Annotated in this window: 22 protein-coding genes; 12 read left to right on the top strand and 10 right to left on the bottom strand. The window is 31.1% G+C overall.

Annotated elements, in window-relative coordinates:
- Window positions 1–2: 2 nt before the first annotated feature.
- From BUB70_RS06345 to BUB70_RS06375, 7 genes are all read right to left on the bottom strand, one after another.
- Window positions 3–3,059 (bottom strand): SusC/RagA family TonB-linked outer membrane protein, encoded by a 3,057-nt coding sequence (locus BUB70_RS06345; protein WP_229742956.1) that lies wholly within the window; start codon window positions 3,057–3,059, stop codon window positions 3–5.
- A 495-nt stretch (window positions 3,060–3,554) separates the two neighbouring features.
- Window positions 3,555–4,682, bottom strand: a complete 1,128-nt coding sequence (locus BUB70_RS06350) for a FecR family protein (RefSeq protein ID WP_073119488.1) — start codon at window positions 4,680–4,682, stop codon at window positions 3,555–3,557.
- A gap of 120 nt (window positions 4,683–4,802) precedes the next feature.
- Window positions 4,803–5,360, bottom strand: coding sequence for an RNA polymerase sigma factor (locus BUB70_RS06355; RefSeq protein ID WP_073119490.1), 558 nt, complete (start codon window positions 5,358–5,360; stop codon window positions 4,803–4,805).
- A 513-nt stretch (window positions 5,361–5,873) separates the two neighbouring features.
- Window positions 5,874–8,765 (bottom strand): glycosyl hydrolase 115 family protein, encoded by a 2,892-nt coding sequence (locus BUB70_RS06360; RefSeq protein WP_073119493.1) that lies wholly within the window; start codon window positions 8,763–8,765, stop codon window positions 5,874–5,876.
- A 36-nt stretch (window positions 8,766–8,801) separates the two neighbouring features.
- A complete protein-coding gene (locus BUB70_RS06365) occupies window positions 8,802–10,418 on the bottom strand; it encodes a family 43 glycosylhydrolase (protein ID WP_073119495.1) in 1,617 nt (538 codons plus the stop codon).
- A gap of 205 nt (window positions 10,419–10,623) precedes the next feature.
- Window positions 10,624–12,282 carry a SulP family inorganic anion transporter gene (locus BUB70_RS06370; RefSeq protein WP_073119498.1) on the bottom strand — a complete coding sequence of 553 codons (1,659 nt, stop codon included), beginning with the start codon at window positions 12,280–12,282 and terminating at the stop codon, window positions 10,624–10,626.
- A 71-nt stretch (window positions 12,283–12,353) separates the two neighbouring features.
- Window positions 12,354–12,998, bottom strand: coding sequence for a rhomboid family intramembrane serine protease (locus tag BUB70_RS06375; protein WP_073119501.1), 645 nt, complete (start codon window positions 12,996–12,998; stop codon window positions 12,354–12,356).
- A gap of 60 nt (window positions 12,999–13,058) precedes the next feature.
- On the opposite strand from BUB70_RS06375, the gene BUB70_RS06380 reads away from it, so the two are divergent.
- From BUB70_RS06380 to BUB70_RS14330, 10 genes are all read left to right on the top strand, one after another.
- Window positions 13,059–13,958, top strand: coding sequence for a lysophospholipid acyltransferase family protein (locus BUB70_RS06380; RefSeq protein WP_073119503.1), 900 nt, complete (start codon window positions 13,059–13,061; stop codon window positions 13,956–13,958).
- Window positions 13,959–13,997: 39 nt separating this feature from the next.
- Entirely contained in the window at window positions 13,998–14,846 is an 849-nt protein-coding gene (locus tag BUB70_RS06385) for a LytR/AlgR family response regulator transcription factor (RefSeq protein WP_073119504.1), read from the top strand.
- A 148-nt stretch (window positions 14,847–14,994) separates the two neighbouring features.
- Window positions 14,995–16,458: a phytoene desaturase family protein gene (locus tag BUB70_RS06390; RefSeq protein WP_073119506.1), complete on the top strand. Its 1,464-nt coding sequence runs from the start codon at window positions 14,995–14,997 to the stop codon at window positions 16,456–16,458.
- A 2-nt stretch (window positions 16,459–16,460) separates the two neighbouring features.
- The gene (locus BUB70_RS06395; protein ID WP_073119507.1) at window positions 16,461–17,297 is read left to right on the top strand and encodes a phytoene/squalene synthase family protein; all 837 of its coding nucleotides are present in this window, start codon (window positions 16,461–16,463) and stop codon (window positions 17,295–17,297) included.
- Between the two features lie 3 nt (window positions 17,298–17,300).
- A complete protein-coding gene (locus tag BUB70_RS06400) occupies window positions 17,301–17,768 on the top strand; it encodes a hypothetical protein (RefSeq protein WP_073119509.1) in 468 nt (155 codons plus the stop codon).
- Window positions 17,761–18,219 carry a sterol desaturase family protein gene (locus BUB70_RS06405; RefSeq protein WP_188351949.1) on the top strand — a complete coding sequence of 153 codons (459 nt, stop codon included), beginning with the start codon at window positions 17,761–17,763 and terminating at the stop codon, window positions 18,217–18,219. The genes BUB70_RS06400 and BUB70_RS06405 overlap by 8 nt, the downstream gene beginning before the upstream one ends.
- Complete coding sequence (locus BUB70_RS06410) at window positions 18,219–18,908, top strand: lycopene cyclase domain-containing protein (protein WP_073119511.1); 690 nt, start codon at window positions 18,219–18,221, stop codon at window positions 18,906–18,908. The genes BUB70_RS06405 and BUB70_RS06410 overlap by 1 nt, the downstream gene beginning before the upstream one ends.
- Window positions 18,895–20,178 (top strand): cryptochrome/photolyase family protein, encoded by a 1,284-nt coding sequence (locus tag BUB70_RS06415; RefSeq protein ID WP_073119830.1) that lies wholly within the window; start codon window positions 18,895–18,897, stop codon window positions 20,176–20,178. The genes BUB70_RS06410 and BUB70_RS06415 overlap by 14 nt, the downstream gene beginning before the upstream one ends.
- A gap of 1 nt (window position 20,179) precedes the next feature.
- A complete protein-coding gene (locus tag BUB70_RS06420; RefSeq protein WP_073119512.1) occupies window positions 20,180–20,563 on the top strand; it encodes an alkyl hydroperoxide reductase in 384 nt (127 codons plus the stop codon).
- 45 nt (window positions 20,564–20,608) lie between these two features.
- Entirely contained in the window at window positions 20,609–21,451 is an 843-nt protein-coding gene (locus BUB70_RS14330; protein ID WP_073119514.1) for an FKBP-type peptidyl-prolyl cis-trans isomerase, read from the top strand.
- A gap of 60 nt (window positions 21,452–21,511) precedes the next feature.
- On the opposite strand, the gene BUB70_RS06430 is transcribed toward BUB70_RS14330, so the two are convergent.
- Together BUB70_RS06430 and BUB70_RS06435 are read right to left on the bottom strand one after the other, a co-directional pair.
- A complete protein-coding gene (locus BUB70_RS06430; protein ID WP_073119516.1) occupies window positions 21,512–21,895 on the bottom strand; it encodes a VOC family protein in 384 nt (127 codons plus the stop codon).
- Window positions 21,896–21,942: 47 nt separating this feature from the next.
- Window positions 21,943–22,365 (bottom strand): secondary thiamine-phosphate synthase enzyme YjbQ, encoded by a 423-nt coding sequence (locus BUB70_RS06435; protein ID WP_073119832.1) that lies wholly within the window; start codon window positions 22,363–22,365, stop codon window positions 21,943–21,945.
- Window positions 22,366–22,529: 164 nt separating this feature from the next.
- Here BUB70_RS06435 and BUB70_RS06440 point away from each other — a divergent pair, with 164 nt between their 5' ends.
- Both BUB70_RS06440 and BUB70_RS06445 read left to right on the top strand, forming a co-directional pair.
- Complete coding sequence (locus tag BUB70_RS06440; protein ID WP_073119519.1) at window positions 22,530–22,967, top strand: Hsp20/alpha crystallin family protein; 438 nt, start codon at window positions 22,530–22,532, stop codon at window positions 22,965–22,967.
- Window positions 22,968–23,020: 53 nt separating this feature from the next.
- Window positions 23,021–23,221, top strand: a complete 201-nt coding sequence (locus BUB70_RS06445) for a hypothetical protein (protein WP_073119521.1) — start codon at window positions 23,021–23,023, stop codon at window positions 23,219–23,221.
- A gap of 65 nt (window positions 23,222–23,286) precedes the next feature.
- On the opposite strand, the gene dnaK is transcribed toward BUB70_RS06445, so the two are convergent.
- A complete protein-coding gene (gene dnaK / locus BUB70_RS06450; protein WP_073119523.1) occupies window positions 23,287–25,185 on the bottom strand; it encodes a molecular chaperone DnaK in 1,899 nt (632 codons plus the stop codon).
- Window positions 25,186–25,243 lie beyond the last annotated feature (58 nt).

Here is a 25,243-nt window from a genome sequence, read left to right on the forward strand (position 1 = left end):
CTCTAAAAATTTAAGTTTAATCCTAAAGTATATACACTAGTGATAGGATAAAAAGGACTATTATCACCAGTTGACTGGCTCATTTCAGGATCCCATCCTTTGTAGAAACTATTAAATGTATGAAGGTTTTGACCCGTTACATATATTCTTAATTTTTGGATTTTTAATGCATCCAATAAAGGTTTTGGGAAATTATATCCTATTTGTACATTCTTAATTCTTAAAAAACTTGCATTTCTATCCCAAAATGTAGAAGGTCTGATAGTACCACTTCCTTGATTAAGACTCGTTAATTTTATGTATTCAGCATTAGGATCCGGATTTTCTTCTGTCCATCTGTTATCGGCCTGCCACTGTTGTATCTGTCCGCCATTATAAAAAGCATAGGCTTGATAAGCACCAATTTGTCTGTTAAAACCAGCTAAACCTTGTAAAAGAACAGAGATATCAAAACCTTTATAATCTGCCTGTAAATTAGCTCCAAAAGAATATTTTGGAAAATAACTACCTATCACTTTTCGATCATAAGTAGCATCTACTTTCCCATCAGGAACACCATCAGGACCACTAATGTCTTTGTATTTTACAAATCCTGGTTCAGCTGCATAGGGTTGAGTAGGATAATTAGCAACATCATTAGCATCTACAAATAAGCCATCAGCTACATAACCGTAAGTTGAATTTACAGAATGGCCTACAAATAAACCTCTGTTTATATCCTGATTTAAACCAGTTGATAATTTAGTAACTCTATTATTGGTGTAAGAAAAATTAGGGGATATACTAAAATTAACATCTCCTATTTTATCCTGATAATTCAATAAAACTTCAAAACCTGAGTTTCTCACTTCTCCTGCATTTACAGTAGAAGGATTAAGTCCTAATACACCCGAAACACTTACTACATCTAAAATATCGGAAGTAATTTTGTCAAAATAATCAAACACCATACTAAATTTTCCGTCAAATAAGTTAACATCCAAACCTAAATCAGTAACTGTAGTAGTTTCCCAGCTAATGTTAGCATTCGATAATGTTGATAATCTGGCTCCTGAAACAAGGCTTCCGCCAAATGTATAATTCTGACCTAAATCAATAACATTTTGATAGGGATAATTCCCTATATTTTGATTTCCAAGTTGTCCCCAGGATGCTCTGAATTTCAAATTATCTATCCATTTCACCTCTTTTAAGAAATTCTCTTCAGATACTTTCCATCCTGCTGATACTGATGGGAAAAAGCCCCATCTACCATCAGTAATAAATCTTGATGTTCCATCATAACGACCATTTACTTCAAACAAATAGCGATCGTTGAATGAATAATTAATTCTACCAAAATAAGATCTTAACCCCCACTCACCAGCTGAACCGGAATTCTGCATATTACTTGATGAGCCAGCATTGATTTCATACAATAGATTATTAGGAAAATCATCTCGATAACCTGAAACGAATTCAGAGTGAAATTCTTCCTGAGAAAATCCTGCTAAAGCTGCTATACTGTGCTTATCAACATTTACTGCATATTTTAAAAGAGATTGTAATGTAATGGTATTATCAAAACCAGAACTTACTCTAAGACTATTAGGTCCTACATACTTATTAGCATCAAATTGAAGATCTGAAAGGAATTCTTTATCACGATAGTTAGTGTAACGATATCCAACTTTACCACTTAACGTAAAGTTTTTCATAAAATCCCACGCTAATTCAGTTCCTCCTAAAAATAATTTATTTTTTCGGTTGGTAAAAGACTCGCTGTCTAACCAAGCCTGAGGACTGTAATTATCCTGATAACCATAAGTCCCATCGGATTTTTTACCAGCAAAAATGGGTCCTTGCCTCACTGCAAAATTCATCATGTTTGTCATGTCCCCACCTATGTGACGAGGCTCTTCAGTATTTGCAGAATACCCGCTTAGATTTGCAGTAAGTTTTAAATTCTTCTTTATTTGGCTATCAAAATTCAACTGAAAATTATATCTTTTATAATTATTTTCAGCTATTATTCCGTCCTGATCAAGGTATCCTAAAGAGAATAGATAAGAATTTTTTTCGTCTCCTCCACTAAAACTAAAATTATGACTCATTTGTAATCCTGAACCCGATTTCAAAAGATTTTTTAAATGGGGAACATTTGGATAATTATCCGGATCTGATTGATTTCTAAATTTTTCTATTTCAGCATCAGTGTAAGAAGGACCACTGTTCATATTTGCATTGGCTTCATTACGCAAAGTTGCATAAGTTGCCGAATCAACAAAATCTGGCAATGCAGTTACTTTTTGTGTTCCAATATATCCATTATAAGATACTGTCAATTCTCCTTTTCTGCCTCTTTTAGTTTCAATAAGGATTACTCCATTTGCTGCACGAGTTCCATAAATAGAAGCCGATGCCGCATCTTTTAATACAGAGATACTTTTAATGTTATTTGGATCAACATCATTTAAGGAACCCGCAAGTCCATCAATTAAAACCAAAGGATCATTTCCTGCTCCAGAAAATGTACCTATTCCTCTCAAACGAATGGAAGCGCCATCGTTTCCAGGACGTCCTGAACCTTGTTGTACAGTTACACCACTTGCCAAACCAGATAAGGCTTGTGAAGCTTGAGTGATAGGTCGATTTTCTATTTCTTTTGATGAAATTGAACTAACCGATCCCGTTAAGTTGACTTTCTTTTGGGTACCATAACCAACCAGAACTATCTCATCAAGACTTGCCATATCAGAAGCTAAAATAATAGTTAGACTTTTTTCAGAGCCTAATTGAATTTCTTTTGAAATATATCCAACATAAGAAACAACTAAAATAGCTTGATCATTAACATTCAAATTAAAATCCCCATCAAAACTAGTAATGACACCATTATTTGTTCCTTTTTCAACAACAGTTGCTCCTGGTAAAGGTTGGCCTTCAGTATCCAATATCACTCCTGAAATTTGATGCTTTTTTTGCTGAGCAACTGATTTTATAAACCTCTCCTTAATAACAATAGAATTGTCTTTAGTAATAAGAATTTTAAAATTTCCTTTTGATAAACTTTTGTTCAACAAATCATTTGTTAAAATAACGCCTCTCTTAACACTAACTTTAGGTAAATTATCAAACAAGCCAGTTTCATAAAAAAAATTATATTCTGTCTGATTCCTAATTATATCAAACACCTGATCTACAGTAAGAATCTGATCAATATCAATCTTTATTTTGGAGTTCTGAGCTACTATAGTATTAGGTGAGAAAGAAAAAACTGTAGTGCAAAAAAGAAAAACAAACATTTTCATAATTATCAACAATAATCCTTTTCTCCATTTACAAAAGGAGTTTATACATTTAATTTTCATAAATTTGTGTATTATTTAGTTAGTTAAATTTTTAATTAATTAGTAATAATCTTAAGAGGATAAAGCAGTATACTTTGGCCGGTTACACTTTGTCCTCATTTTTTTATAGTTTTTTAATCCATATTTTAATAATTTTAAATTAATATCCTTTATTTGAGTGTATTACAAAATACAGAAATCAGGGTTTTATACTTCCTTTACTCTTTACTCAATAATTAAAGTTTTGTCTTTTATTCTATAACCATTTATAGTTGTTGATTTCATTATAGACAAAATTTGTTCAATATTTTGACTTTTATTAAAAACACCATTGAATTTAACTGTTTCTAAATTTTTATTTACAAAAACAACCTCTACATTATACCACCTAGAAATAACTTTCATTATTTCCCTTAATGATTTTTGTTTAAAACTAAAAACCCCTTTTTTCCAAGATATTTCAGATTTTATGTCTGCTTCATGAACTGAAATATAGTTATTATTCAAACTTATAATTGATTGTTGACCTGGTTCTATGTTCCGTTTCAAAACACCATTAGTGACAAACACTTTACCTTCAACCAAAGTTGTATAAACATTATCTTCATTTTTATAAGCTTTAATATTAAACTCTGTTCCTATAACCTCAACTTCTTGTGAATGATTCAATACTTTAAATTTTGAACCTTTATGGTCTTCACTAGGAGACACATCAAAATAAGCTTCTCCATATACAAGTTCCACTTCTCTTGACAAACCTTCTATAAATTTTACTGGGAATTTCAATTTAGACTCTGAATTTAAAAACACCTGTGTTCCATCAGATAACTTAACAGAAAACTGTCCTCCTCTTGGTACAGTTAAATAATTATAAACCAACTCATCATCTTTCTCTTCTTTATTTTTATAAATAATTTCTTCGCCATTACTTGATACATTTTGTGAATTATACAACTTTCCCTTCTCTAATGAAACATCTACTCCGTTCGCTAAAGTTAAAATAGCTTTATCTGTTCCTGCTTTTATTTCATTTACCGCTATGACTGTATGATTTTTTATATTCTTTGAGTCTTTTTGAATAAATATATAACCTATAGAAAATAAAACAGCTATTGAAGCTGCTATTCCATATTTATAAATATTCTTTTCTTGACGACGCTTTTTTAAATCACCGTCAAGTCTTAACCAGCCTTTTTCGATATCAATTATATCTAAATCAACATGAATGTGATTTTTAACATATAAAAAATAATCTCTATGAGACTTTGATTCTTTATACCATTCTGAAAAAGTAATTTCCTCTTCTTTAGTTAGAGTATTGTTAATTTTTTTTATGATTAATTTAAATTCCATTATTATTCTTTTGTTCGGTCTATATTAATGAGACAACTAATTCCTAAAAAGGGTGACAAAAAAAATGAATAATATAAAAAAATCGAATAAAAAATATTTATCCGACAAAAAAAACAATGTTTACTTATGAAACTCCAACAAAAATAGAACAACGGTTATTGAATTGGTTATAATAGTCTTAGCTCTTCTTAGTTGTGTTTTAACTGTATTTACCGATATTTCTAGTTCAGAAGCTATCTCAGCATATTTATAGTTTTGTAAAAATTTTAATTTTACAATTAGCTGCATTTTTTCAGGAAGTGAATCTACAATTTTTAAAACTTGATGATATACAATTTTTTTTTCATCTTCATCTTTTGAATCAAATATATACTCGGTAATAAGTTCTACATTAAAATCCAAATATTCATAATTATCTGTTATTTTAAGTGTTTTTAAAAAATTAAAACACCTATTACGAACCATTGTAAAAAGATAACCTCTTAATGAGGTTTCTATTTTTAATTTATCTGCATTTTCCCAAATATAAATAAACACCTCTTGAACAATATCTTCACTAGAATCTTTATTAAAAAGATAACCATTAGCATGTCGAACCAATTCTCCATAGTGTCTATCAAAAAAAATTTTAAATACTTTTTTATTACCTTTTTTTATTTCTTCAATAATAAGATTCATATGTTGGCAAATCTATTAGAAAAAAAATAATAAAACCTAGAACTTTTACATAAATATTATGTTATACCCGTTGTTCATTTAGAAAAAAGTTGTACTTCCAGCTAAATAGCTGTAAATTGAAGTAATAACACTATCAATAAATATGCACAACAGATTTTACAACTCTTAATTCTATTGGTAAAATCTTAATTTTATTAGAGCAAATGCATCCTAAAACTTTAATTAACAGTTTAAAATTAAATAATGAATCACCGATTTTTTTTTGCCGATTATCCCAAATATTTTCAATAATAAAAAACCTTACTAATTGTATATAAATTTGGATTGGAAAATCTAGTATAGAAAGACTTATCTTTTAACCTAATTAAAAAACTCACTAAAAATTAGTGAGTTTTTTAAATTTCAAATAGTAAAATTGACATATGAAACACGAAAAGAGGAATCACAAAACAATCAGTAATAAAAACGATTGAATATTTATAATTTGCTGATGCTTATATAACTTTTGATTTTTTATCGACTTATAATCGTTTCAGTTCCTAAATGATAAGGAAATTTAGATTCTTTAGTATTTAAAACTACATAATCTAACGATACTCCTGCATCAACAGCATAAATTTTTAAAGTCTGTTTTCCTTTCTTTTTTAAAGAGACTTTTAAATTTTTTCTGGCTTTATTTCTCAACACATTTTGTTTCCATTCAGAACTTCTTCCGTAAGTTTTAAAATCTACTATTGTAACAGGTTCATCATTCCATTGTACCCCAATACGTACTTTTCCATCTGTAGTTAAGGGATGTGTTGGAATTGCCACCAACTGCAAAGTAGCCTTATCTGTAATGGTTTCTGTAAAAATTTCATACGTTAACACAGCTCCATTTTCTAGCTTAGATTTTGAAGTTTTTTCTATAGCAGAAGCTTGTACTACAGCTTGACTATGACCTAATCCTTTAGAGACCTTCCATGATTGATCGTTTGATGAATTATTAGCAACAAAGTTTTCTGCATACACCAAAGCCAAATTATTTTTCTCCACAATACCAGACGTTGATATATTTTGATAACTATCAGACACCAATAACTGAATATTTTTACTCAATTCTCCTACCTCTATTTTTATTTCTCCATTCTTTGGATTTCCTGCTTGTTTCCAAGCTTCCCAGTTTATTGAAAACAAAATACGATCTTCAGTTTTTTGATCATTTAAAACGCCCGCTTTCTGACTTACACCTAACCATTTTGGTAATTGATTAACACTCCAATCTGCGTGATTAGCAGATTTTAAGAAAACATCTACAAAATAAGTCGCTTTGTCTTTTACATAAAAAGTAGGTAAATAATCAACTCCTTTAACAGTTAAGGTATCTTCTACAGAAATCCCCACCAAGTCTTTATCATTTATGGTAGAAAGATCTATTTCAGGATTGTCGTAAACAGGTAATCTCCTTGGCTTCATATCCATCATTCCTTTCCACTTTCCATTTGAAATGGTGTTGTATTCTTTGGTAAGCGCTACTATATTTTGATAAGATTGATTTGCCAATTTTTTATATTGATAAGCACTTTTTCTTGATTGCGCTGCATACGTTAAAGCCTTGTCTTTGTACATAAACTTTTTATTCATATTAGCTGCTCCTTTTACAGGGTAAGCTACCAATTGAAAAAAGGCACTTTTCATTTCTTCTGGCAACTTTTCTTCAACCAAATCTACTCTATTTTCTAAAGAAACATAAGCATCAATACGTTGTTGAATTTCATCACCATAGCTCAATGCATTATAGTCTGTTTTATAAATAGGGGTCGTTCTTTCGGTTTGACTCCATCCCATAAACTCAGGTTTTCTTTCAAAAGCCAATTGATAATATTTTTGTTTGATAGCTGCAATTTCAGTTCCCAATTCCTCATTAAAGGTTTCTTTAAAAAAAGCTTCTTTGTGTTTTTTTACAGCCAAAGGGTTCTTAAAACTTTCAGCATCGTAAGCCATATCCATAAACAGCTGCATATTGTATTCCGCTGGCTTGATATCTCCTACGTTTAGAATCCAAATTTCTTTATTATTTAACTCGTAAGCTTTCATCATTTCTTCGTGAATTAAATACGGATTGGTACTGCTTAACCATAAATAATCATGAGGTCTCCCCCAATAAGATGCATGGTAATACACACCACCTCCACCAACGCGTTTTTGTTCTTCTTTATTACTTAAAGATCTAATGTATCCGTAATTATCATCCGTCCAAACCAAGGTAATATCTTCGGGAACTTCTAATCCATTTTTATACAAATCCAACACTTCTTTGTACACGGTAAAAGCTTGAGGAACCTTTGTAACATCTGAATTGATATGTTTTTTAATCATTCCACGTTGATCGGCAATCACTTTACTTAATACCTCAACAGCTTCTTCTTTACTTTTAACTCCTTCCATACCACTATCGTGCACCCCACGCATTCCTATAGTATAAACACCATCAATATCTTTGGCTTCTTTTACCCTATCTTCCCAATACTTAAAAACATTTTCTTTATTGGTTTTATAGTTAAAACGACCATTTTTATGTTCATCCCATTCATCCACATTATTACGTAACATAGGCTCTGCATGTGAAGAACCTAAAGCAATATGATACAACTCTGCCATTTTTCTATTTCCCGGATAGTGGAAAAATGCCTTGGTACTTGGATGCATAGCTGGCCAAATGGTATTGGCTTTTAAACGTAATAAAAGTTCAAAAACTTTGGCATAGGTTTTTGGTCCTATATCTCCTGTTTCTGGTTCGTAATTGTGCGCTGCCCAAGGTTGTAATCCCCAATCTTCATCATTAATAAAAATTCCTCTATAAGAAACCGATGGCTCTTTACTATAGAACTCAGGCTGATTTAAAACCAATTTGATGCTTTTTTTTGCAGGAACATCAGCCCACCAATTCCAAGGAGAAACGCCTATTTTTTTAGATAAATCGAATACTCCAAAAGCCGTTCCTCTAGCATCGGTACCCGCAATAAGAAAAGCTTTATTTATTTTTTTAGAAGGGTTTTCTACTGTTTTATACAAGTAACTTTCTGTCTGATTTAAAAAGGTAGTATTAATTGTTTTTTTATTGATAAACGCTGCCATCATTTCTGATTGAAGCGATCCAATAACAATTACACTCCCTTCTACATTTTTATAATCTGTATGTACTTTTGGTTGATATCCCGTCACCTTAAAAATATCATCAGACAAAAGATAAGCCGCTATAGAATCTAAATCATCTCCTTTAGAATCGTATAGAATTGCCGCTTTATTTTGATCCTTATAAATTTCAAAACCAGCTGTAGTTGCCTTGTATTTTGTATTGCTACTACACGCAATAACAGTTGTACTAAAGATTAATAATGTTAAACCCTGAAAAAAATATCTCATATAATATTTTAAAATTAATTTATTCTATTGTTACGTTTAATTTTGAGCATTCACAAATGAAACATCATCTACCCAACAGTGAGCCTCTGCATCACCATATACTACAAAACCTATTTCTACTTTTCCATTTACCACAGGTACATTTTTTATTTCAATGGTTTTCCACTGATTGTTATGAGTATTTATTGGATGTGTTTTTTTATCAACACCACTTTCTGCATACATTTCTAACTTCTGAAAAGTTCCGCTACTTTTAATTTTAGCTGTTAAATGATAGTTACCATCTTTTAACTTTACATAAGGACTAGACTCAATAGTTTGGAATACCTTTCTTTTAAAGCTGATCGCATCAGTAATATTTAAACTTTTTTCTCCTATAACATGCTTTCTATCTGCTTCTGTATTAAAATAATTTAAAACAGGAGTATCTTTATCTGCTACCACAATTACATTTCCTTCTAACACTTTAGAATGCCAAGCCAATAATTGTTCTTTAATTGGTTTTACCGGACTTGGAATATGTCTACGATCGGCTTCAAAACTTGGATTTTTCACATAATTATTATCACTTGCTACGTTCCACTCACCTGTACTCTCATTAAGTTTCCAAGAATTTAAAGAGTTAAAATAAGGTACTTCTCCTTCAAAAGATAAAGGACACCATTGATTATATCCCAATCCGTTTCCAGCAAAATCTGACCATCTGTCTCCACAAAAAACAACAGTTTCTTGTTTACTTCCTTTTACATTTACAAAAAATCCTGTTTGCGTAATATGAGCATAATCTTCCATACTCCCTTGAGTAATCAACATTTTATTGGTTGGCGTATAAGGACCACGAATATCATCTGCTACTAAATAATATGCATAAGAAGAATCCCATCCGTATAAATTAGAGGCGTATAAATAATATTTTCCTTGATATTTAAACATACAATTTCCTTCTCTACCACGCCCTCTAAATACTTGCGTACAGTCTAGTAAATCTACCTTTCCGTTTTTTTCTCCTATTTCTGAAATGTATATTTTATTTCTTCCTTGTCCATAAGAATACACCAAATATGAAATTCCAGTATCTTCATCTGTAAATACGGTTTGATCTCCTGTATTACTAGTTCCAATAGCTTCTTTCATACTAATTCGCTGATGCCATTTAAAAGGCCCTGTAGGCTTATCTGCTACCGTAATAAGCACCTGATCGTTGTGTTGCACAAACATGGCATATTTTTTTAAAGATTTTACGTAGGCAACTCCTAATCTTCCTACCCAACCTGTTCTTGGGAAGTTTTTATCAATTTCTGCTCTGGTCAGTACAGGTTCTTCCATGGTCCAGTTTACCAAATCTGTAGAAGTGTAACAACTTACATCTAAAAAATTAGTTCTTTCTTGGGTAATGGCTGGATTTGCTCTATACAATTCAGCTCCTTTATAATGCACACCATACCAATAATACTTTTCTAGTCCAGAATCAGGGTCTTTGAATGTAAATATTCCCCCTCCTTGACTATATATTGGTTTTCCATCTTTGGTATCCCAAAAAACATCATTTTTAATTTGATGAAATTGTGCTTTTACATGGTTTGAAAACAAAACAAAAGCACTTAAAAAACCGAGTTGTAAAATTATATTCTTAGCTGTATTGATGATGTTCATAAATGTTATATTTATTTAAAGTTTATTTATTTGTTTTGATCTACTCCTTGAGTTGATATATTCTAATTTCCCTATCAAAACAGAGTCTAATTAAGTAAACATATTTAATCATTCCATACTGTACTGTCTTGTTCTCTTCATTGCAATAAAAAAGAGGTTAACATTTATGTTAACCTCTTTTTTATCTTATAATCTTTTGCCGTACTTATTCAGTAGTATCATAGAGTCCGTTTTTAAATCTTTCTGGATCTTCTACCAAGTGATATCTTGGATCGTCAATATCATCAACAATCATTTTGGTGAATTTAGGATCTGCAGTCTTTAATAAAATTTTACAATCTTTACTTAAATGTCTTAATTTAATTTCTTTTCCATGCTCCTCGTATTTTTGAACAATATTTTTAATTGCCTCTAAACCAGAATGATCACTGATACGAGATTCTATAAAATCTATTTCTACATATTGTGGATCGTTCTTAGGATCAAACTTTTCATTAAACACATTAACAGAACCAAAAAACAAAGGTCCCCAAATTTCATAAGTCAAAGTTCCATCTTTCATTCTTTTTCTTGCACGAATTCTAATGGCATTTTCCCATGCAAAAACCAACGCCGAAATAATAACTCCTGCAAAAACAGCAATCGCCAAATCAAAAACAACAGTAATAGCAGAAACAGCTACCAATACAAAAGCATCGGCTCTTGGTATTTTTCTTAAAATACGAATACTAGACCATGCAAAAGTTTCTATTACCATCACAAACATTACTCCTACCAAAGCGGCAATAGGCACTTGTTCAATATATTCATCGGCAAATAAAATAAAAGACAACAAAGTTAAAGCCATCATAACTCCTGACAAACGACCTCTACCTTTTGCATTGATGTTAATAACTGTTTGACCAATCATTCCACAACCTCCAGTTCCTCCAAAAAGTCCACTGGTAATATTTCCAACTCCTTGTGCAATACATTCACGATTACCATCTCCTCTTGTATCTGTTAATTCATCTACCAAGTTCATCGTCATTAAAGATTCTATCAACCCAACAGATGCAGCTAAAAAAGCAAAAGGCAAAATAAATGTGAGTGTATCTAAATTAAAAGGTAAATTTTGCCATAACTCCATGTTTGGTGTAGGAAACTCTCCTTTTAAACCTGCTCCACCACCTTCTCTAATATAAGATCCAACGGTAGAAACATCTAATCCAGAAACAATTACAATAATGGTTACCACTAAAATAGCCGTTAAGGAAGCGGGTAATTTCTTGGTAATTTTAGGTAATAAAAAAATGATCGCCATGGTCAATCCAACCAAGCCCATCATAATATACAACTCTGTTCCAGTCATAAAGTCTGAAATATATTTTTTAACTCCATCAGCAGAAACTTGTAAGGTTTTATGAGTAAACATTTTTACCTGAGCCCAAAAAATAACAATAGCCAATCCGTTTACAAAACCTAACATTACTGGGTAGGGAATTAAACGTACAAAACGCCCTAATTTAAAAACACCTGCAAATATTTGAAAAATCCCCATTAATACAACCGCTGCCAATAAATAGAAATATCCCATATTATCTATAGGATTATCAAACAACATTCCTTTGGTATGTCCTTCTTGTATCATATGTACAAAAATAACAGCAACAGCACCTGCAGCTCCAGAAATCAATCCAGGTCTCCCACCAAAAATAGCAGTAATCAAACCAATGATAAAAGCTCCTGACAAAGCTACTAATGGATCTATTTGTGCCACAAAAGCAAAAGCAACAACTTCCGGAATCATAGCCAAAGAAACGGTCATTCCTGCAAGAATATCATTTTTAGGATTTGTGGTAAATTGTTTAAAATATTTAGTCATAGTTTAGTTTTTAACGCCGCAAAAATAGGGTTTATTAATGAGCTATACCAAATATGAATACGTTAAATGTTTTACTGAAAAAGGTTCTTTTTTTGCATAACTAACAAGACCACAATAGGAATAGCTAATAAAACAACTTGTAAAGTTCCAGTTTGTAAAACATTAGGCATCATTAAAATGGTCGCTATATACCCAGCTATAGCCCCTCCAATATGTGCACTATGTCCTATGTTTCCTGATTGATTTTTCATTCCATACATAGAATAAAACAAATAACCGATTCCAAATATATATCCTGGAATAGCAATAGGCAATGGAAAAATATATAATTGCATTTCAGGGTATAACACAATACTAGCATATACAATTCCAGTAACCGATCCCGAAGCTCCTACAGCTGAATAGTAGGGATTGTTTTTATTTAAAATTAACGATAAATAATTCCCTGCTAACAAACTCAATACATAAATTCCTAAATATTGTAAAGGACTAAAAAAATGTAAAACCGTATTAGAAAACAAATACAATGCATACATATTAAATCCTAAATGAATATAATCTGCATGTAAAAACCCAGAGGAAATCATTCTAAACTTTTCTCCCTTTTGTATACTTAACACATTGAACTTATATTTATTAAAAAACACAAGATCCTTAAAACCTTGTAAACTCACTATCACATTAGCTATTATTAAGCCTATTACTATTAAATTCATGTTAATCGATTTATTTATGTCCGATATATGTTCGATATTTGTAACTCCTATTTTTATAAAATGAATAAAGAACGAATTATCTATTTAATTATTTATCCTATTATATTTCTATTTTCAAAGTTACCTCTTTGGTTTTTATATGGAATATCAAATCTGATATATTATTTTGTTTATTACATTCTTGGTTATAGAAAAAAGACCGTTAGAAAAAATTTAGCGCTTTGTTTTCCTGAAAAAACAGACAAAGAAAGACTGATGATCGAAAAAAAATCTTTTAAACATTTTGTAGATATTTTTATTGAAATGTTAAAAGGATTTGGAATTGCTCAAAAAGAAATAGACAAAAGGTATAAATACATGAATCCTGAACTATTTAGACAACTAGAAGCTTCGGGAAAAAGCGTTATTTTATTAGGAGCACATCATGGAAACTGGGAGTGGTTGTTCAATATCAACCATCATACAAATATTAAATGTTACGGAGCTTTTAAAGAATTGGGAAATAAATATTTTAATACCTACGTAAGAGAAAACAGGGGAAGATTTGGCTCTATATTTATTCCAACTCAAGATACCATTCCACAAATACTTAAGAACTACAAAAACAATATTCAATCTATGTATGGCTTGTTAAGTGATCAATCTCCACAAGTGAGTAAGACACATTATTGGGCTCCTTTTTTTGGACATGTTGTTCCCATCCATACAGGTGCCGAGATGTTAGCCAAACGTTTTAATTTTAATGTAATATATATGCATATTGAAATGCCTAAACGTGGGTATTATGAAATTACATTTGAAAAAATGACTGTTCCAGAAAACACAACAAGTGAATACCCTTTAACGGATATTTACTTAAAAAAATTAGAGAAGGATATTACAGAAAATCCAGCTATTTATTTCTGGACACACAATCGTTTTAAACACATGGGTAAAGCCCCTGTAGCAAAGCATAATTAGAACCTTTTTTTACTACCTTCACGTTTATAAAAAAAAGTAATGATTCAAAACTTTAAAGCCTGGCTAAAAAAACCATACTACATGATTGATAGTACTCCTGTAAAACTATCAATGACATTAGGTGTAGGGCTTTTTACGTTTTTATTTTTATTTGTTTTTAGACCTTTTGGGATTGACAATGTCATTCATCACAATCCTTTTTTAATTGTAGGTTATGGGCTTTTAGTGAGTTTTAGCCTTTATATTAGTTATTTTATATTACCTAAAATATTTCCTATTTACTTTAATGTAAGAAGTTGGACCGTACAAAAAGAAGCAACTTTTTTACTGATTACCTTTTTAATTATCACCACCATTAACTATTTCTATCACATTGCGTATATAGATAATTATATGCCTTCTTTTTCTTATCTAAAATTTATGTTCAGGGTATTTTCTATTGGAATATTCCCTGTAATGTTCATTATTTTTATGATAGAAAAATACCTACAAACAAAACTTAAGGTAACGCCAGACAAAATTGTAGAACAAATTAGAAAGGAGAAAAAAGAAACTATTATCATTAATTCTGACAACATCAAAGAAGATTCTTTAACCATAGATATTGATAGTTTTTTATATGCACAATCTAATAACAACTACACCACCATTGTTTATTTGTTAGATGAAAAGCCAAAAAAGGTATTGATGAGAATCACCTTAAAAAAAGTAGAAGATATTCTTTCTGTCTATCCTGAATTTATCAGATGTCACCGTTCTTTTATCATCAACAAAAGTGAAGTTTTAAAAGTAGAAGGAAATGCTCGGGCTTTACAAGTAACCCTAAAAAATGTAAAGGAAACCATTCCGGTTTCTCGTTCTTTTCCCAAAGAACAAATTATTTCTTAGTTCCAAACCACCCACAAAGCCTTACTTTTCACACTTGGGACTTCCCAACCATCACAAATCAAACCCTTATACCACATATTTAAGTTTGATGTTTTTTCTATTTGTAATATTGTTTGTGTAAATTCATAACAAAATCGCAATAAAGAAAATGGAAAAGAAAAAAATCGTAATTATTGGAGCTGGGTTTTCCTCTCTTTCGGCTAGTTGTTATTTAGCCAAAATGGGTTACGATGTTACCATTCTTGAAAAAAACAAACATGTTGGAGGAAGAGCACAACAATTACATAAAGATGGATTTGTGTTTGACATGGGACCCACTTTTTATTGGATGCCAGATGTGTTTGATAAATTTTTTAATGATTTTGGAAAAACAACTGACGAATATTATCAAATCACCCAACTAGATCCTGGATACGAAGTGTATGCAGGTGTGATGAACTCTATTTGCATTGCAGCCAACTTTGAAACCATTGTTAAAACTTTTGAAGACAAAGAAAAAGGGAGCGGAGAGAAATTAAAAACTTTTATTGCAGATGCCGAAGAAAATTATCACTTGGCTATTAAAGATTTGGTATATCAACCTGGTGAAAATTTATTTGAAATCATCACTCCTAAAACAGCGTTAAAAGTTGGAGCTTTTTTTAGCAATATAAAATCACAAGTAGCCAAATACATCAAACATCCAGAATTAAAACAAATATTAGAATTCCCTGTCTTGTTCTTAGGGGCAAAACCAGAAACTACGCCTGGGTTTTATAATTTTATGAATTATGCCGATTTAAGATTAGGAACTTGGCACCCTATCAAAGGAATGCATCAAGTAGCAGTGGGAATGGCTAATTTGGCAGAAGAATTAGGGGTTGAAATTCTCTGTGAGGAAAACATTACCAACATCAATCTAGAAAATAATAAAGTAACTTCTGTAACAACTTTAAGTGATACTTATGCTTGTGATGTTTTGTTAAGCGGAGCAGATTATCATTTTACAGAAACTTTACTTCCTGCAAAATACAGACAATACTCAGAAAAATATTGGGACAGCAAAACATTCGCCCCATCTGCCCTATTATTTTATGTGGCTTTTGATAAAAAAATAGAAAACGTATCGCATCATACTTTGTTTTTTGATACCGATTTTAGTGAGCATGCAAAGTCTATTTATGATACACTTACTTGGCCAGAAAAACCTTTATTCTACGCAAGTTTCCCTAGTATTACAGATGCCTATTTTGCACCTGAAGGAAAAGAAGCTGGAACTTTTTTAATTCCAATTGCTCCCGGAATTGAAGACAGCCCAGAAATTAGAGAACACTATTTTAATATCATTATAGAAAGATTAGAAAAAATAACAAACCAAAGCATTGCTCCTTTCGTAAATTTTAAAGAAAGTTATTGTGTAAATGATTTTAAAAAACAATTTAATTCATATAAAGGAAATGCCTATGGTTTGGCTAATACTTTATTGCAGACACATATTTTAAGACCTAAATTAAAAAGTAAAAAAATTAGTAACTTATATTTTACCGGACAATTAACGGTTCCTGGACCTGGAGTGCCACCTGCTATTATTTCTGGAGAAATTGTAAGTACATTAATAAAAAAACATCAGTAATTATGAAAGCACTTTTTGATAGTACCAGTTACGAATGTAGTAAAATCATTACCAAAAGATACAGCACTTCTTTCTCCTTAGGTATTTTATTATTTAAGCCTACTATAAGACCTGCTATATATGCCATTTATGGCTTTGTTCGTTATGCTGATGAAATTGTAGATACTTTTTTAGAATATCCTCAAAAAGAATTATTAGATGAATTTGAAGAGGAATATTATAAATCTTTAGATAGAAAAATTAGTTTGAATCCTATTTTAAACGCTTTTCAAGAAGTGGTTTTAAGATACAAACTACAGCCTTTTGTAAAAGACTTTTTAAAAAGTATGAGAAGAGATTTATCTCAAACAACTTATAGTTCTGTAGAAGATTATCAGGAATATATTTACGGTTCTGCCGATGTAGTAGGTTTAATGTGTTTACGTGTTTTTGTAAATAATGATGAAGAAAAATACAAAGAGCTAAAACCTTATGCCATGAAATTGGGTTCTGCTTTTCAAAAAGTGAATTTTTTAAGAGATTTAAAAGATGATTTAGAAAGTTTAGATAGATCTTATTTTCCAAACTTAACTTCTTTACCCATGGATGCTCACACCAAAAAGGTAATTATTAATGAAATAGAAGAAGATTTTAAAGAAGCTTATATAGGAATTCAAAAATTACCAATAGAAAGTAAACTGGGAGTTTATTTGGCATATAAGTATTATTTAAAATTATTAAAAAAGTTAAAAGCAATAACTAGTGAACAAATAATGAATGAAAGAATAAGGGTGTCAAATCCTACAAAAGTGTTAATTTTAATGAGGGCTTACACCAAATATTCTTTAAGATTAGTTTAGTTTATGAAAACCTTATTTATTGCTTTTATATATTCTTTAACCTTGAGTTTATCACCCAATAATTGCGAACAACTTAAAACAGTAAGAGCTTTTTTTCAAGAGGGTGTAAACGAAGAACAATTAGAAGAAATGATTCTAATTTGTGAAAAATCTAATTGTGATGACGTGATTCCATATCATGCAGCTGCAACCATGAAAAAAGCCGAGTTTGTTTGGTCTCCTATGCAAAAGTTGGCTAATTTTAAGAAAGGAAAAAAAATGCTTGAATCTTTTATTAAAGAACATCCAGATAATATTGAAGCTAGATATATCAGATGGTTAACTCAAAAAAAAGCACCATCTTTTTTAGGTTATCATGACAATATTAAAGAAGATGACGAGTTCATCAAAAAAAACATAGCCAAGAGTAATATCAATCAAGATTATCAAAAAGTGATGTTAAAACATATCAAAAAAGTTAAAAATGAATAGTCTTATTTTATACATATTAGTCACCTTAGGAACCTTCTTATTCATGGAATGCATTACTTGGTGTACACATAAATTTGTGATGCATGGTTTTTTGTGGTATTTGCACGAAGACCATCACCAACCAAAATACCAAGGTGTATTTGAAAAAAATGATGCCTTTTTTGTCATTTTTGCCATTCCTAGTATTGCTTTATTTTATTTTGGTATTCGTCCAGAACTAAACTATTTATTTTTTATTGGTTTGGGAATTTTATTTTACGGAATAGCCTACTTTTTAGTTCATGATATCATCATTCACCAACGTTTTGATTTGTTTAAAAACATAAAAAATCCATATATCAAATCTTTAAGAAAAGCACACAAAGTACACCACAAACACCTAGGCAAAGAAGATGGAGAATGTTTTGGAATGTTATACGTTCCTATTAAGTATTTTAAACAATATTTTTAATGCAATACACCTATTTAATTATAGATTTAGGATGCCTTATTATTCCTTTTTTATGTAGTTTTTATCCAAAACATGCCTTTTATAAGGAATGGAAATATTTTGGTTTAAGCTGTTTATTAGTAGGGATTTTCTTTTTAATCTGGGATGAAATTTTTACCCGACTTGGTTTCTGGGGATTCAACCCAAATTATTTAACAGGTATCTATCTAGGTCATTTACCTATTGAGGAAATTCTATTTTTCCTCTGTATTCCTTATGCTTGTTCTTTTACATTTTTTGCTTTTCAATATCTACTTCCTAATAAAACAAACACGCCTACAATTATTAAAATCAATAATTTTTTAGCCTTGTTTTCATTAGGGCTTAGTGTTTTAAATTATAACAAGTGGTACACTTTTTTAACCTTTTTATTTTTGGGGATTTTCTTATTGTATCTAAAAAAAAGAAAAACCAATCTGTTTTATTATTACCTAACTTTTATAACCATTTTGCCTTTTTTCTTTGCTAGTAATGGAATATTAACGGGTAGTTTTTTAGAAGCTCCCATTGTTTGGTACAACAATACTCAAAATTTAGGAATTAGAATGTTTACCATTCCTGTAGAAGATGCTTTTTATGGGATGTTATTAATTTTTGGAAACATTTACCTTCATCAATATTTTAAACAAAAAGCAAATGCAAAAAATTAATGTATTTTGGTTTAGAAGAGATTTACGATTGTATGATAGTACTGCTTTAAACAAAGCTTTAGAAGATAATTTACCTGTACTCCCTATTTTTATTTTTGATAATGAAATTTTAGAACATTTACCTAAAAATGATGCCCGAGTGAGTTTTATTCATGAGTGTTTGGATAAAATAAACAAAAAACTAAATCAACATCAAAGTAGTTTATTAATTTTAAAAGGAAAACCTCTTGAAGTTTGGAAAAAGCTTTTTAAAGATTATCAAATCAACGCTATTTTTACCAACAAAGATTATGAACCTTATGCTTTAGAAAGGGACAGAAATGTTTACAAATTGGCAAAAAAAAACAAAGCTGAATTTCACCGATTTAAAGACCAAGTAATTTTTGAGGAGAGTGAAATTGTAAAGGCTGATGGCAAACCTTATACCGTTTATACTCCCTATAAAAACAAATGGTTAGCTGCTTTTAGAGACATCAGTCTACAAACAAAAGAAGGTGCTTTTCATAATTTCATCAAACAGTCTGTAAATTTTCCTTCCTTACAAGAAATTGGTTTTGAAACCTCAAACATAAAAGTACCTAAATTCAATCCTAAAAAAATCATCAATTATGGGAAACATCGTGATATTCCCTCTGAAGATCACACTACTCATATTGGACCTCATTTGCGTTTTGGAACTTTAAGCATAAGACAAGTGATTTTAGATTTACCAGAACAAAGTGAAGTGTATTTAAGTGAACTCATCTGGAGAGAATTTTTTATGCAAATCCTGTTTCACTTTCCACAAGTGAAGAATAAAAACTTTAAACCTAAATATGATGCCATTCCTTGGAGAAACAATGAAAAGGAATTTGACAAATGGTGCAACGGACAAACCGGATACCCAATAGTAGACGCAGGCATGAGAGAACTCAACGCTACCGGACACATGCACAACAGAGTAAGAATGATTACTGCTGGATTTTTATGCAAACATTTACTCATTGATTGGCAATGGGGGGAAGCTTATTTTGCCGAAAAGTTATTAGACTACGATTTATCTGCCAACAATGGAAATTGGCAATGGGCAGCGGGTACAGGATGTGATGCAGCCCCTTATTTTAGAGTATTTAATCCTACTACTCAAATTCAAAAGTTTGACAAAAATCTAAAATATATCAAAAAATGGGTTCCAGAACTAAATGAGCTCACCTATGCTAAACCTATGGTAGAACATAAATTTGCTAGAGAAAGAGCTATTAACACTTACAAAGAAGCTTTAAATAATTAATATGAAAACCATTTTAAAAGTTGCAGCTGTGTACAACATTCTTTGGGGAACTTGGGTGGTGTTATTTCCTAACCAATTCTTTGATATTGTGGGTATGGAACGTTTGAACCTACCCATGATTTGGCAAGGAGTAGGAATGATTGTGGGCGTATATGGATTAGGATATTGGTGGGCATCCTACAACCCCTTAAAACATTGGCCTGTAGTTGCTGTTGGTGCTTTAGGAAAAGTTTTTGGCCCCATTGGTTTTTTAGGTAATTATTTAGAAGGAATCGTTCCTTTTGAATTTTTCTACACTCTCATTTTTAATGATCTTATTTGGTGGATTCCTTTTGGTTACATTCTTTACAAAGTACACGTAGACTACCATTGGAAATTGAGCTAATTGTATTTATTATTATATATTTGTTTTCCTATAAAAACATACAATATGAATAAGATAATTTTAGCTATTACCTCGTTTATCCTTTTAACTTCTTGTTTAAAAGACGACAGTCCAAAGGATTATACATCAGAAAATGAAGAAGATATCCAAAAATACCTAACTGATAATAATTTACAAGCCACTAAAGACGAATATGGCGTATATTATGTAATCGAAGAAGAAGGAACTGGTACACAACCTGAAACTAGTAATGTTGTTAAATTAAACTATAAAGGTCGTGTATTGAATGGTAAAGTTTTTAGTAAAGCAGAAGATAAACCCGCTTATCTTCAAATAGAAAAAATAATACAAGGATTAGGCTTTGGACTATCACATTTTAAAGCTGGTGGATCCGGTAAAATAATTATCCCTTCAAAATTAGGGTATGGAAATGTTTCATTTACTAATATTCCTGAAGGATCTGTATTGGTTTTTGATATAGAATTGATTGATATCTTTAGTAATATAGAAGAGGCTAATGATGATGAAATTATGGAATACCTTGCTGAAGAAGAAATTACAGAATATACAAAAACATCATCAGGACTTTATTATATTATTGAGCAAGAAGGTACTGGTGAAACTCCTGAACCTACAGACAATGTTACTGTAGCTTATAAAGGATATTTTACAAGCGGAACTGTTTTTGACGAAAGTAGTGTCTCTGGAGTTTCTTTTGATTTAAAAGAAGTTATTGAAGGTTGGACAGAAGGAATTACTTATTTCAAAAAAGGAGGTTCTGGTAAACTTTTCATACCATCTAACCTAGGCTATGGATCTAATAATAACAGAGGCATTCCTGGTGGATCTGTATTAATTTTTGATATTAAATTAGTTTCTATAAATTAATATCATTAACACATAAAAGCTTCAGAAAATTCTGAAGCTTTTTTATTTAGAAATAATTCCTTAAAAATCTTCATTTACTTCTATCCAATAACCATCTGGGTCTTGGAAATAAAACTGTCGAATTCCATCATTTCTAATATAATCTTTGCTAGGTGTCCCTAACCAATCTGTATATTCAATATTTAAAGAGTTTAAATGAGTTATAAAAGTTGTAATATCATCAATAGCCAAAGCAAAATGAACTGCTTTGTTCGTTTTAATTTCTGCATTGGGTCTTGGTATCAAATGGAGTTGTTTTCCTTCTCCTAAAGAAAACCATCTTGTTTTAGACTTTGATGCTGTGTTTTCAATCTCTTGTAGTTTTAATACCTTCATATAAAATGCTGCTGAACGATCTACATCTTTAACAGAAATAGCTACATGATTGAATGAAAAAGTGAACATAATTTTATTTTTAATAAGTAAATATTTTAAAGTATTTTCTATAAACTTTAATTTCCAAAAGCAGTAATAACTACTCTTCTACTGCCTCCATAATTTCTGTGTTCTCCCAAATAGATACCTTGCCAAATCCCTAAATTTAACTTTCCATTTGTAACGGGTATACTTACCGAACAACCTAGCATAGAAGCTTTAATATGAGCTGGCATGTCATCACTCCCTTCATAATCATGCTTATAATAAGGCATATCTTCTGGAATCATTTTATTAATATGGGTTTCAAAATCTAACCTCACCGTAGGATCTGCATTTTCATTAATGGTTAAACTTGCAGAGGTATGTTTAATAAATACCTGTAGCTGACCTACATTAATATTTTTGAGTTCGGGAATGGCCTGTATGATTTCATCTGTAATAAGATGATATCCTCTTGTTCTAGAACTTAACTGAATTTCTTTTTGATAAAATGTCATATCGATATGATTTTTCATAGCTAAGATAATTTTAAATCCTTAGCCCTCAAAAAAACATGAAACACTACAATACAGATAGTTATGTCATTTTTTCAGTTTTATAAATTGGCATATACTTTGAATTTAGTTAAATAAAATATTGTTTAACTAAAAAATTTAATGTGATGTCTTTAGTAAAATTTTCAAATTCGTACCCAGACTTGTTTGATCGTTTTTTTACCTACGATATGTTAAATAGTTCAAACAAGCATTATTCAAAAACAAATACCTCAATTCCATTGGTAAACATTTCTGAAAACCACGATGGATTCTCTATAGAAATGGCGGTTCCTGGTTTTAAAAAAGATGATTTTAAAATTGAAGTAGACAATGGAAAACTAACCATTTCTTCTGAAAAAGAGGAAAAAAGAGAAAACTCAGAAAAAGATAACTACACTGTAAAAGAATATAGTTATCAGTCTTTTAGCAGATCTTTTACTTTAACAGAAAGTATTGAACAAGAAAACATCAAGGCCAATTATGATGACGGAATATTAAAAATATTTATTCCCAAGAAAGAAGAGGCGAAGCCTAAGCCTGTTAAATTAATTGAAGTGAAGTAATTTTTAAACCGAGTAATTACTCGGTTTTTTATGTGTATTTAAATTTTACCATTATGTTAGAATTACAAAAACATGTATTAAGTCAAGTAAAACACAACAAAGAATTATTCATTAAAGAATTGATCAAATCTAAAAAGTGGTTAAACCATTCTGAAATTGAAAATTTAAAAGAATGGCTACATCAAGAACAATTTAAAAATCATCATCAAATTATCAAAGCTACATTAACCCATCATTACCAAATAGCTTCTTAAAACATAAAACCCCGTTTCAGTTTCCTGAAACGGGGTTTTACTTTCAACCTGAATTTATCAATTCATTATTTTACTTCTTCAAAATCTACATCTTCTACGTCGTCTCCTCCGTTAGAAGCAGTTGCAGGCTCTTCTTGCTGAGCTCCTCCAGCTTGTGCTCCTTGAGCAGCTGCTTGGAATTCTGCAGCAGCACCTTGTAATGCAGTATTTAACTTTTCAATAGCAGGATCAATTCCTTCTACATTTTTAGCAGCGTGAGCAGCTTTTAATTCAGTTAAAGCTTCATCAATAGGAGCTTTTTTATCTTCTGGAAGTTTTCCTTCTACTTCTTTCAATTGTTTTTCAGTTTGGAAAATCATTTGATCAGCAGTATTTAACTTTTCTGCAGCTTCTTTTGCTTTTGCATCCGCTTCAGCATTTGCTTCAGCATCCGCTTTCATTTTAGCAATCTCTTCTTCTGACAATCCTGAAGAAGCTTCAATCTTAATTTCTTGAGATTTGTTAGTTGCTTTATCTACAGCAGAAACTTTAATAATTCCGTTAGCATCAATATCAAAAGTTACTTCAATTTGTGGAGTACCTCTTTGTGCTGGTGGAATATCAGTCAATTGGAAACGTCCAATTGTTTTGTTATCTGCAGCCATGGCTCTTTCTCCTTGTAATACGTGAATATCAACAGAAGGTTGGTTGTCTACAGCTGTAGAGAATACCTGAGATTTTTTTGTTGGAATGGTTGTATTTGCTTCAATTAATTTTGTGAATACATTCCCCATGGTCTCAATTCCTAAAGATAAAGGTGTAACGTCTAATAACAATACATCTTTAACATCTCCAGCTAAAACTCCACCTTGAATAGCAGCACCAATAGCAACTACTTCATCTGGGTTTACACCTTTGTTAGGTTCTTTTCCAAAGAATTTTTTAACTTCTTCTTGAATTACAGGAATACGAGTAGATCCTCCTACTAAGATAACTTCATCAATATCAGAAGTATCTAAATCTGCATCTTTTAATGCTTTTCTTACTGGCTCCATTGAACGAACCACTAAATCAGCAGCCAATTGCTCAAACTTAGAACGAGTTAATGTTTGTACCAAGTGCTTAGGTCCGCTTGCAGTAGCTGTTACATATGGTAAGTTGATTTCTGTTTGTGTAGAAGATGACAACTCAACTTTTGCTTTTTCAGCAGCTTCTTTTAAACGTTGTAAAGCCATTGGATCTTTACGTAAATCTATTTGCTCAGCAGCGTTAAATTCATCTGCCAACCAGTCAATAATCACCTCATCAAAGTTATCTCCTCCTAAGTGAGTATCTCCGTTTGTAGACAATACTTCAAAAACTCCATCTCCAATTTCTAAGATAGAAATATCAAAAGTACCTCCACCTAAATCGTAAACAGCAATTTTTTGATCTGTTCCTTTTTTGTCAATACCATAAGCCAATGCAGCAGCAGTAGGCTCGTTAATAATACGTTGAACTTTTAATCCTGCAATTTCACCAGCTTCTTTAGTTGCTTGACGTTGTGCATCGTTAAAATATGCAGGAACTGTAATTACAGCTTCTGTTACCGCTTGACCTAAATAGTCTTCAGCAGTTTTTTTCATTTTTTGCAAAGTCATTGCAGAAACTTCTTGAGGCGTATATAAACGTCCATCAATATCAATACGTGGTGTATCGTTATCTCCTTTAACTACTTTATATGGTACTCTTGAAACTTCATCAGCACACTCAGAGAACTTGTTACCCATAAAACGCTTTACAGAAGCAATGGTTTTAGTTGGGTTTGTTACTGCTTGTCTTTTTGCAGGGTCTCCTACTTTACGCTCTCCTCCTTCTACAAAGGCAACGATAGATGGAGTTGTTCTTTTTCCTTCAGCATTAGGAATTACTACAGGATCGTTTCCTTCCATTACAGAAACACAAGAGTTAGTAGTTCCTAAGTCAATTCCGATAATTTTACTCATAATTATATTATTTAAATAAGTTGTTGATTCTATTTTACACTAAGGATTAGTCAATATG

Origin of the sequence: Wenyingzhuangia marina (assembly GCF_900130035.1) — a bacterium.
Lineage (GTDB): Bacteria > Bacteroidota > Bacteroidia > Flavobacteriales > Flavobacteriaceae > Wenyingzhuangia > Wenyingzhuangia marina.

Coding starts and splice junctions, on each gene's coding strand:
- BUB70_RS06350 (WP_073119488.1), bottom strand. CDS start 4,682: ATGGAATTTAAATTAATCATAAAAAAAATTAACAATACTCTAACTAAA.
- BUB70_RS06355 (WP_073119490.1), bottom strand. CDS start 5,360: ATGAATCTTATTATTGAAGAAATAAAAAAAGGTAATAAAAAAGTATTT.
- BUB70_RS06360 (WP_073119493.1), bottom strand. CDS start 8,765: ATGAGATATTTTTTTCAGGGTTTAACATTATTAATCTTTAGTACAACT.
- BUB70_RS06365 (WP_073119495.1), bottom strand. CDS start 10,418: ATGAACATCATCAATACAGCTAAGAATATAATTTTACAACTCGGTTTT.
- BUB70_RS06370 (WP_073119498.1), bottom strand. CDS start 12,282: ATGACTAAATATTTTAAACAATTTACCACAAATCCTAAAAATGATATT.
- BUB70_RS06375 (WP_073119501.1), bottom strand. CDS start 12,998: ATGAATTTAATAGTAATAGGCTTAATAATAGCTAATGTGATAGTGAGT.
- BUB70_RS06380 (WP_073119503.1), top strand. CDS start 13,059: ATGAATAAAGAACGAATTATCTATTTAATTATTTATCCTATTATATTT.
- BUB70_RS06385 (WP_073119504.1), top strand. CDS start 13,998: ATGATTCAAAACTTTAAAGCCTGGCTAAAAAAACCATACTACATGATT.
- BUB70_RS06390 (WP_073119506.1), top strand. CDS start 14,995: ATGGAAAAGAAAAAAATCGTAATTATTGGAGCTGGGTTTTCCTCTCTT.
- BUB70_RS06395 (WP_073119507.1), top strand. CDS start 16,461: ATGAAAGCACTTTTTGATAGTACCAGTTACGAATGTAGTAAAATCATT.
- BUB70_RS06400 (WP_073119509.1), top strand. CDS start 17,301: ATGAAAACCTTATTTATTGCTTTTATATATTCTTTAACCTTGAGTTTA.
- BUB70_RS06405 (WP_188351949.1), top strand. CDS start 17,761: ATGAATAGTCTTATTTTATACATATTAGTCACCTTAGGAACCTTCTTA.
- BUB70_RS06410 (WP_073119511.1), top strand. CDS start 18,219: ATGCAATACACCTATTTAATTATAGATTTAGGATGCCTTATTATTCCT.
- BUB70_RS06415 (WP_073119830.1), top strand. CDS start 18,895: ATGCAAAAAATTAATGTATTTTGGTTTAGAAGAGATTTACGATTGTAT.
- BUB70_RS06420 (WP_073119512.1), top strand. CDS start 20,180: ATGAAAACCATTTTAAAAGTTGCAGCTGTGTACAACATTCTTTGGGGA.
- BUB70_RS14330 (WP_073119514.1), top strand. CDS start 20,609: ATGAATAAGATAATTTTAGCTATTACCTCGTTTATCCTTTTAACTTCT.
- BUB70_RS06430 (WP_073119516.1), bottom strand. CDS start 21,895: ATGTTCACTTTTTCATTCAATCATGTAGCTATTTCTGTTAAAGATGTA.
- BUB70_RS06435 (WP_073119832.1), bottom strand. CDS start 22,365: ATGACATTTTATCAAAAAGAAATTCAGTTAAGTTCTAGAACAAGAGGA.
- BUB70_RS06440 (WP_073119519.1), top strand. CDS start 22,530: ATGTCTTTAGTAAAATTTTCAAATTCGTACCCAGACTTGTTTGATCGT.
- BUB70_RS06445 (WP_073119521.1), top strand. CDS start 23,021: ATGTTAGAATTACAAAAACATGTATTAAGTCAAGTAAAACACAACAAA.
- dnaK (WP_073119523.1), bottom strand. CDS start 25,185: ATGAGTAAAATTATCGGAATTGACTTAGGAACTACTAACTCTTGTGTT.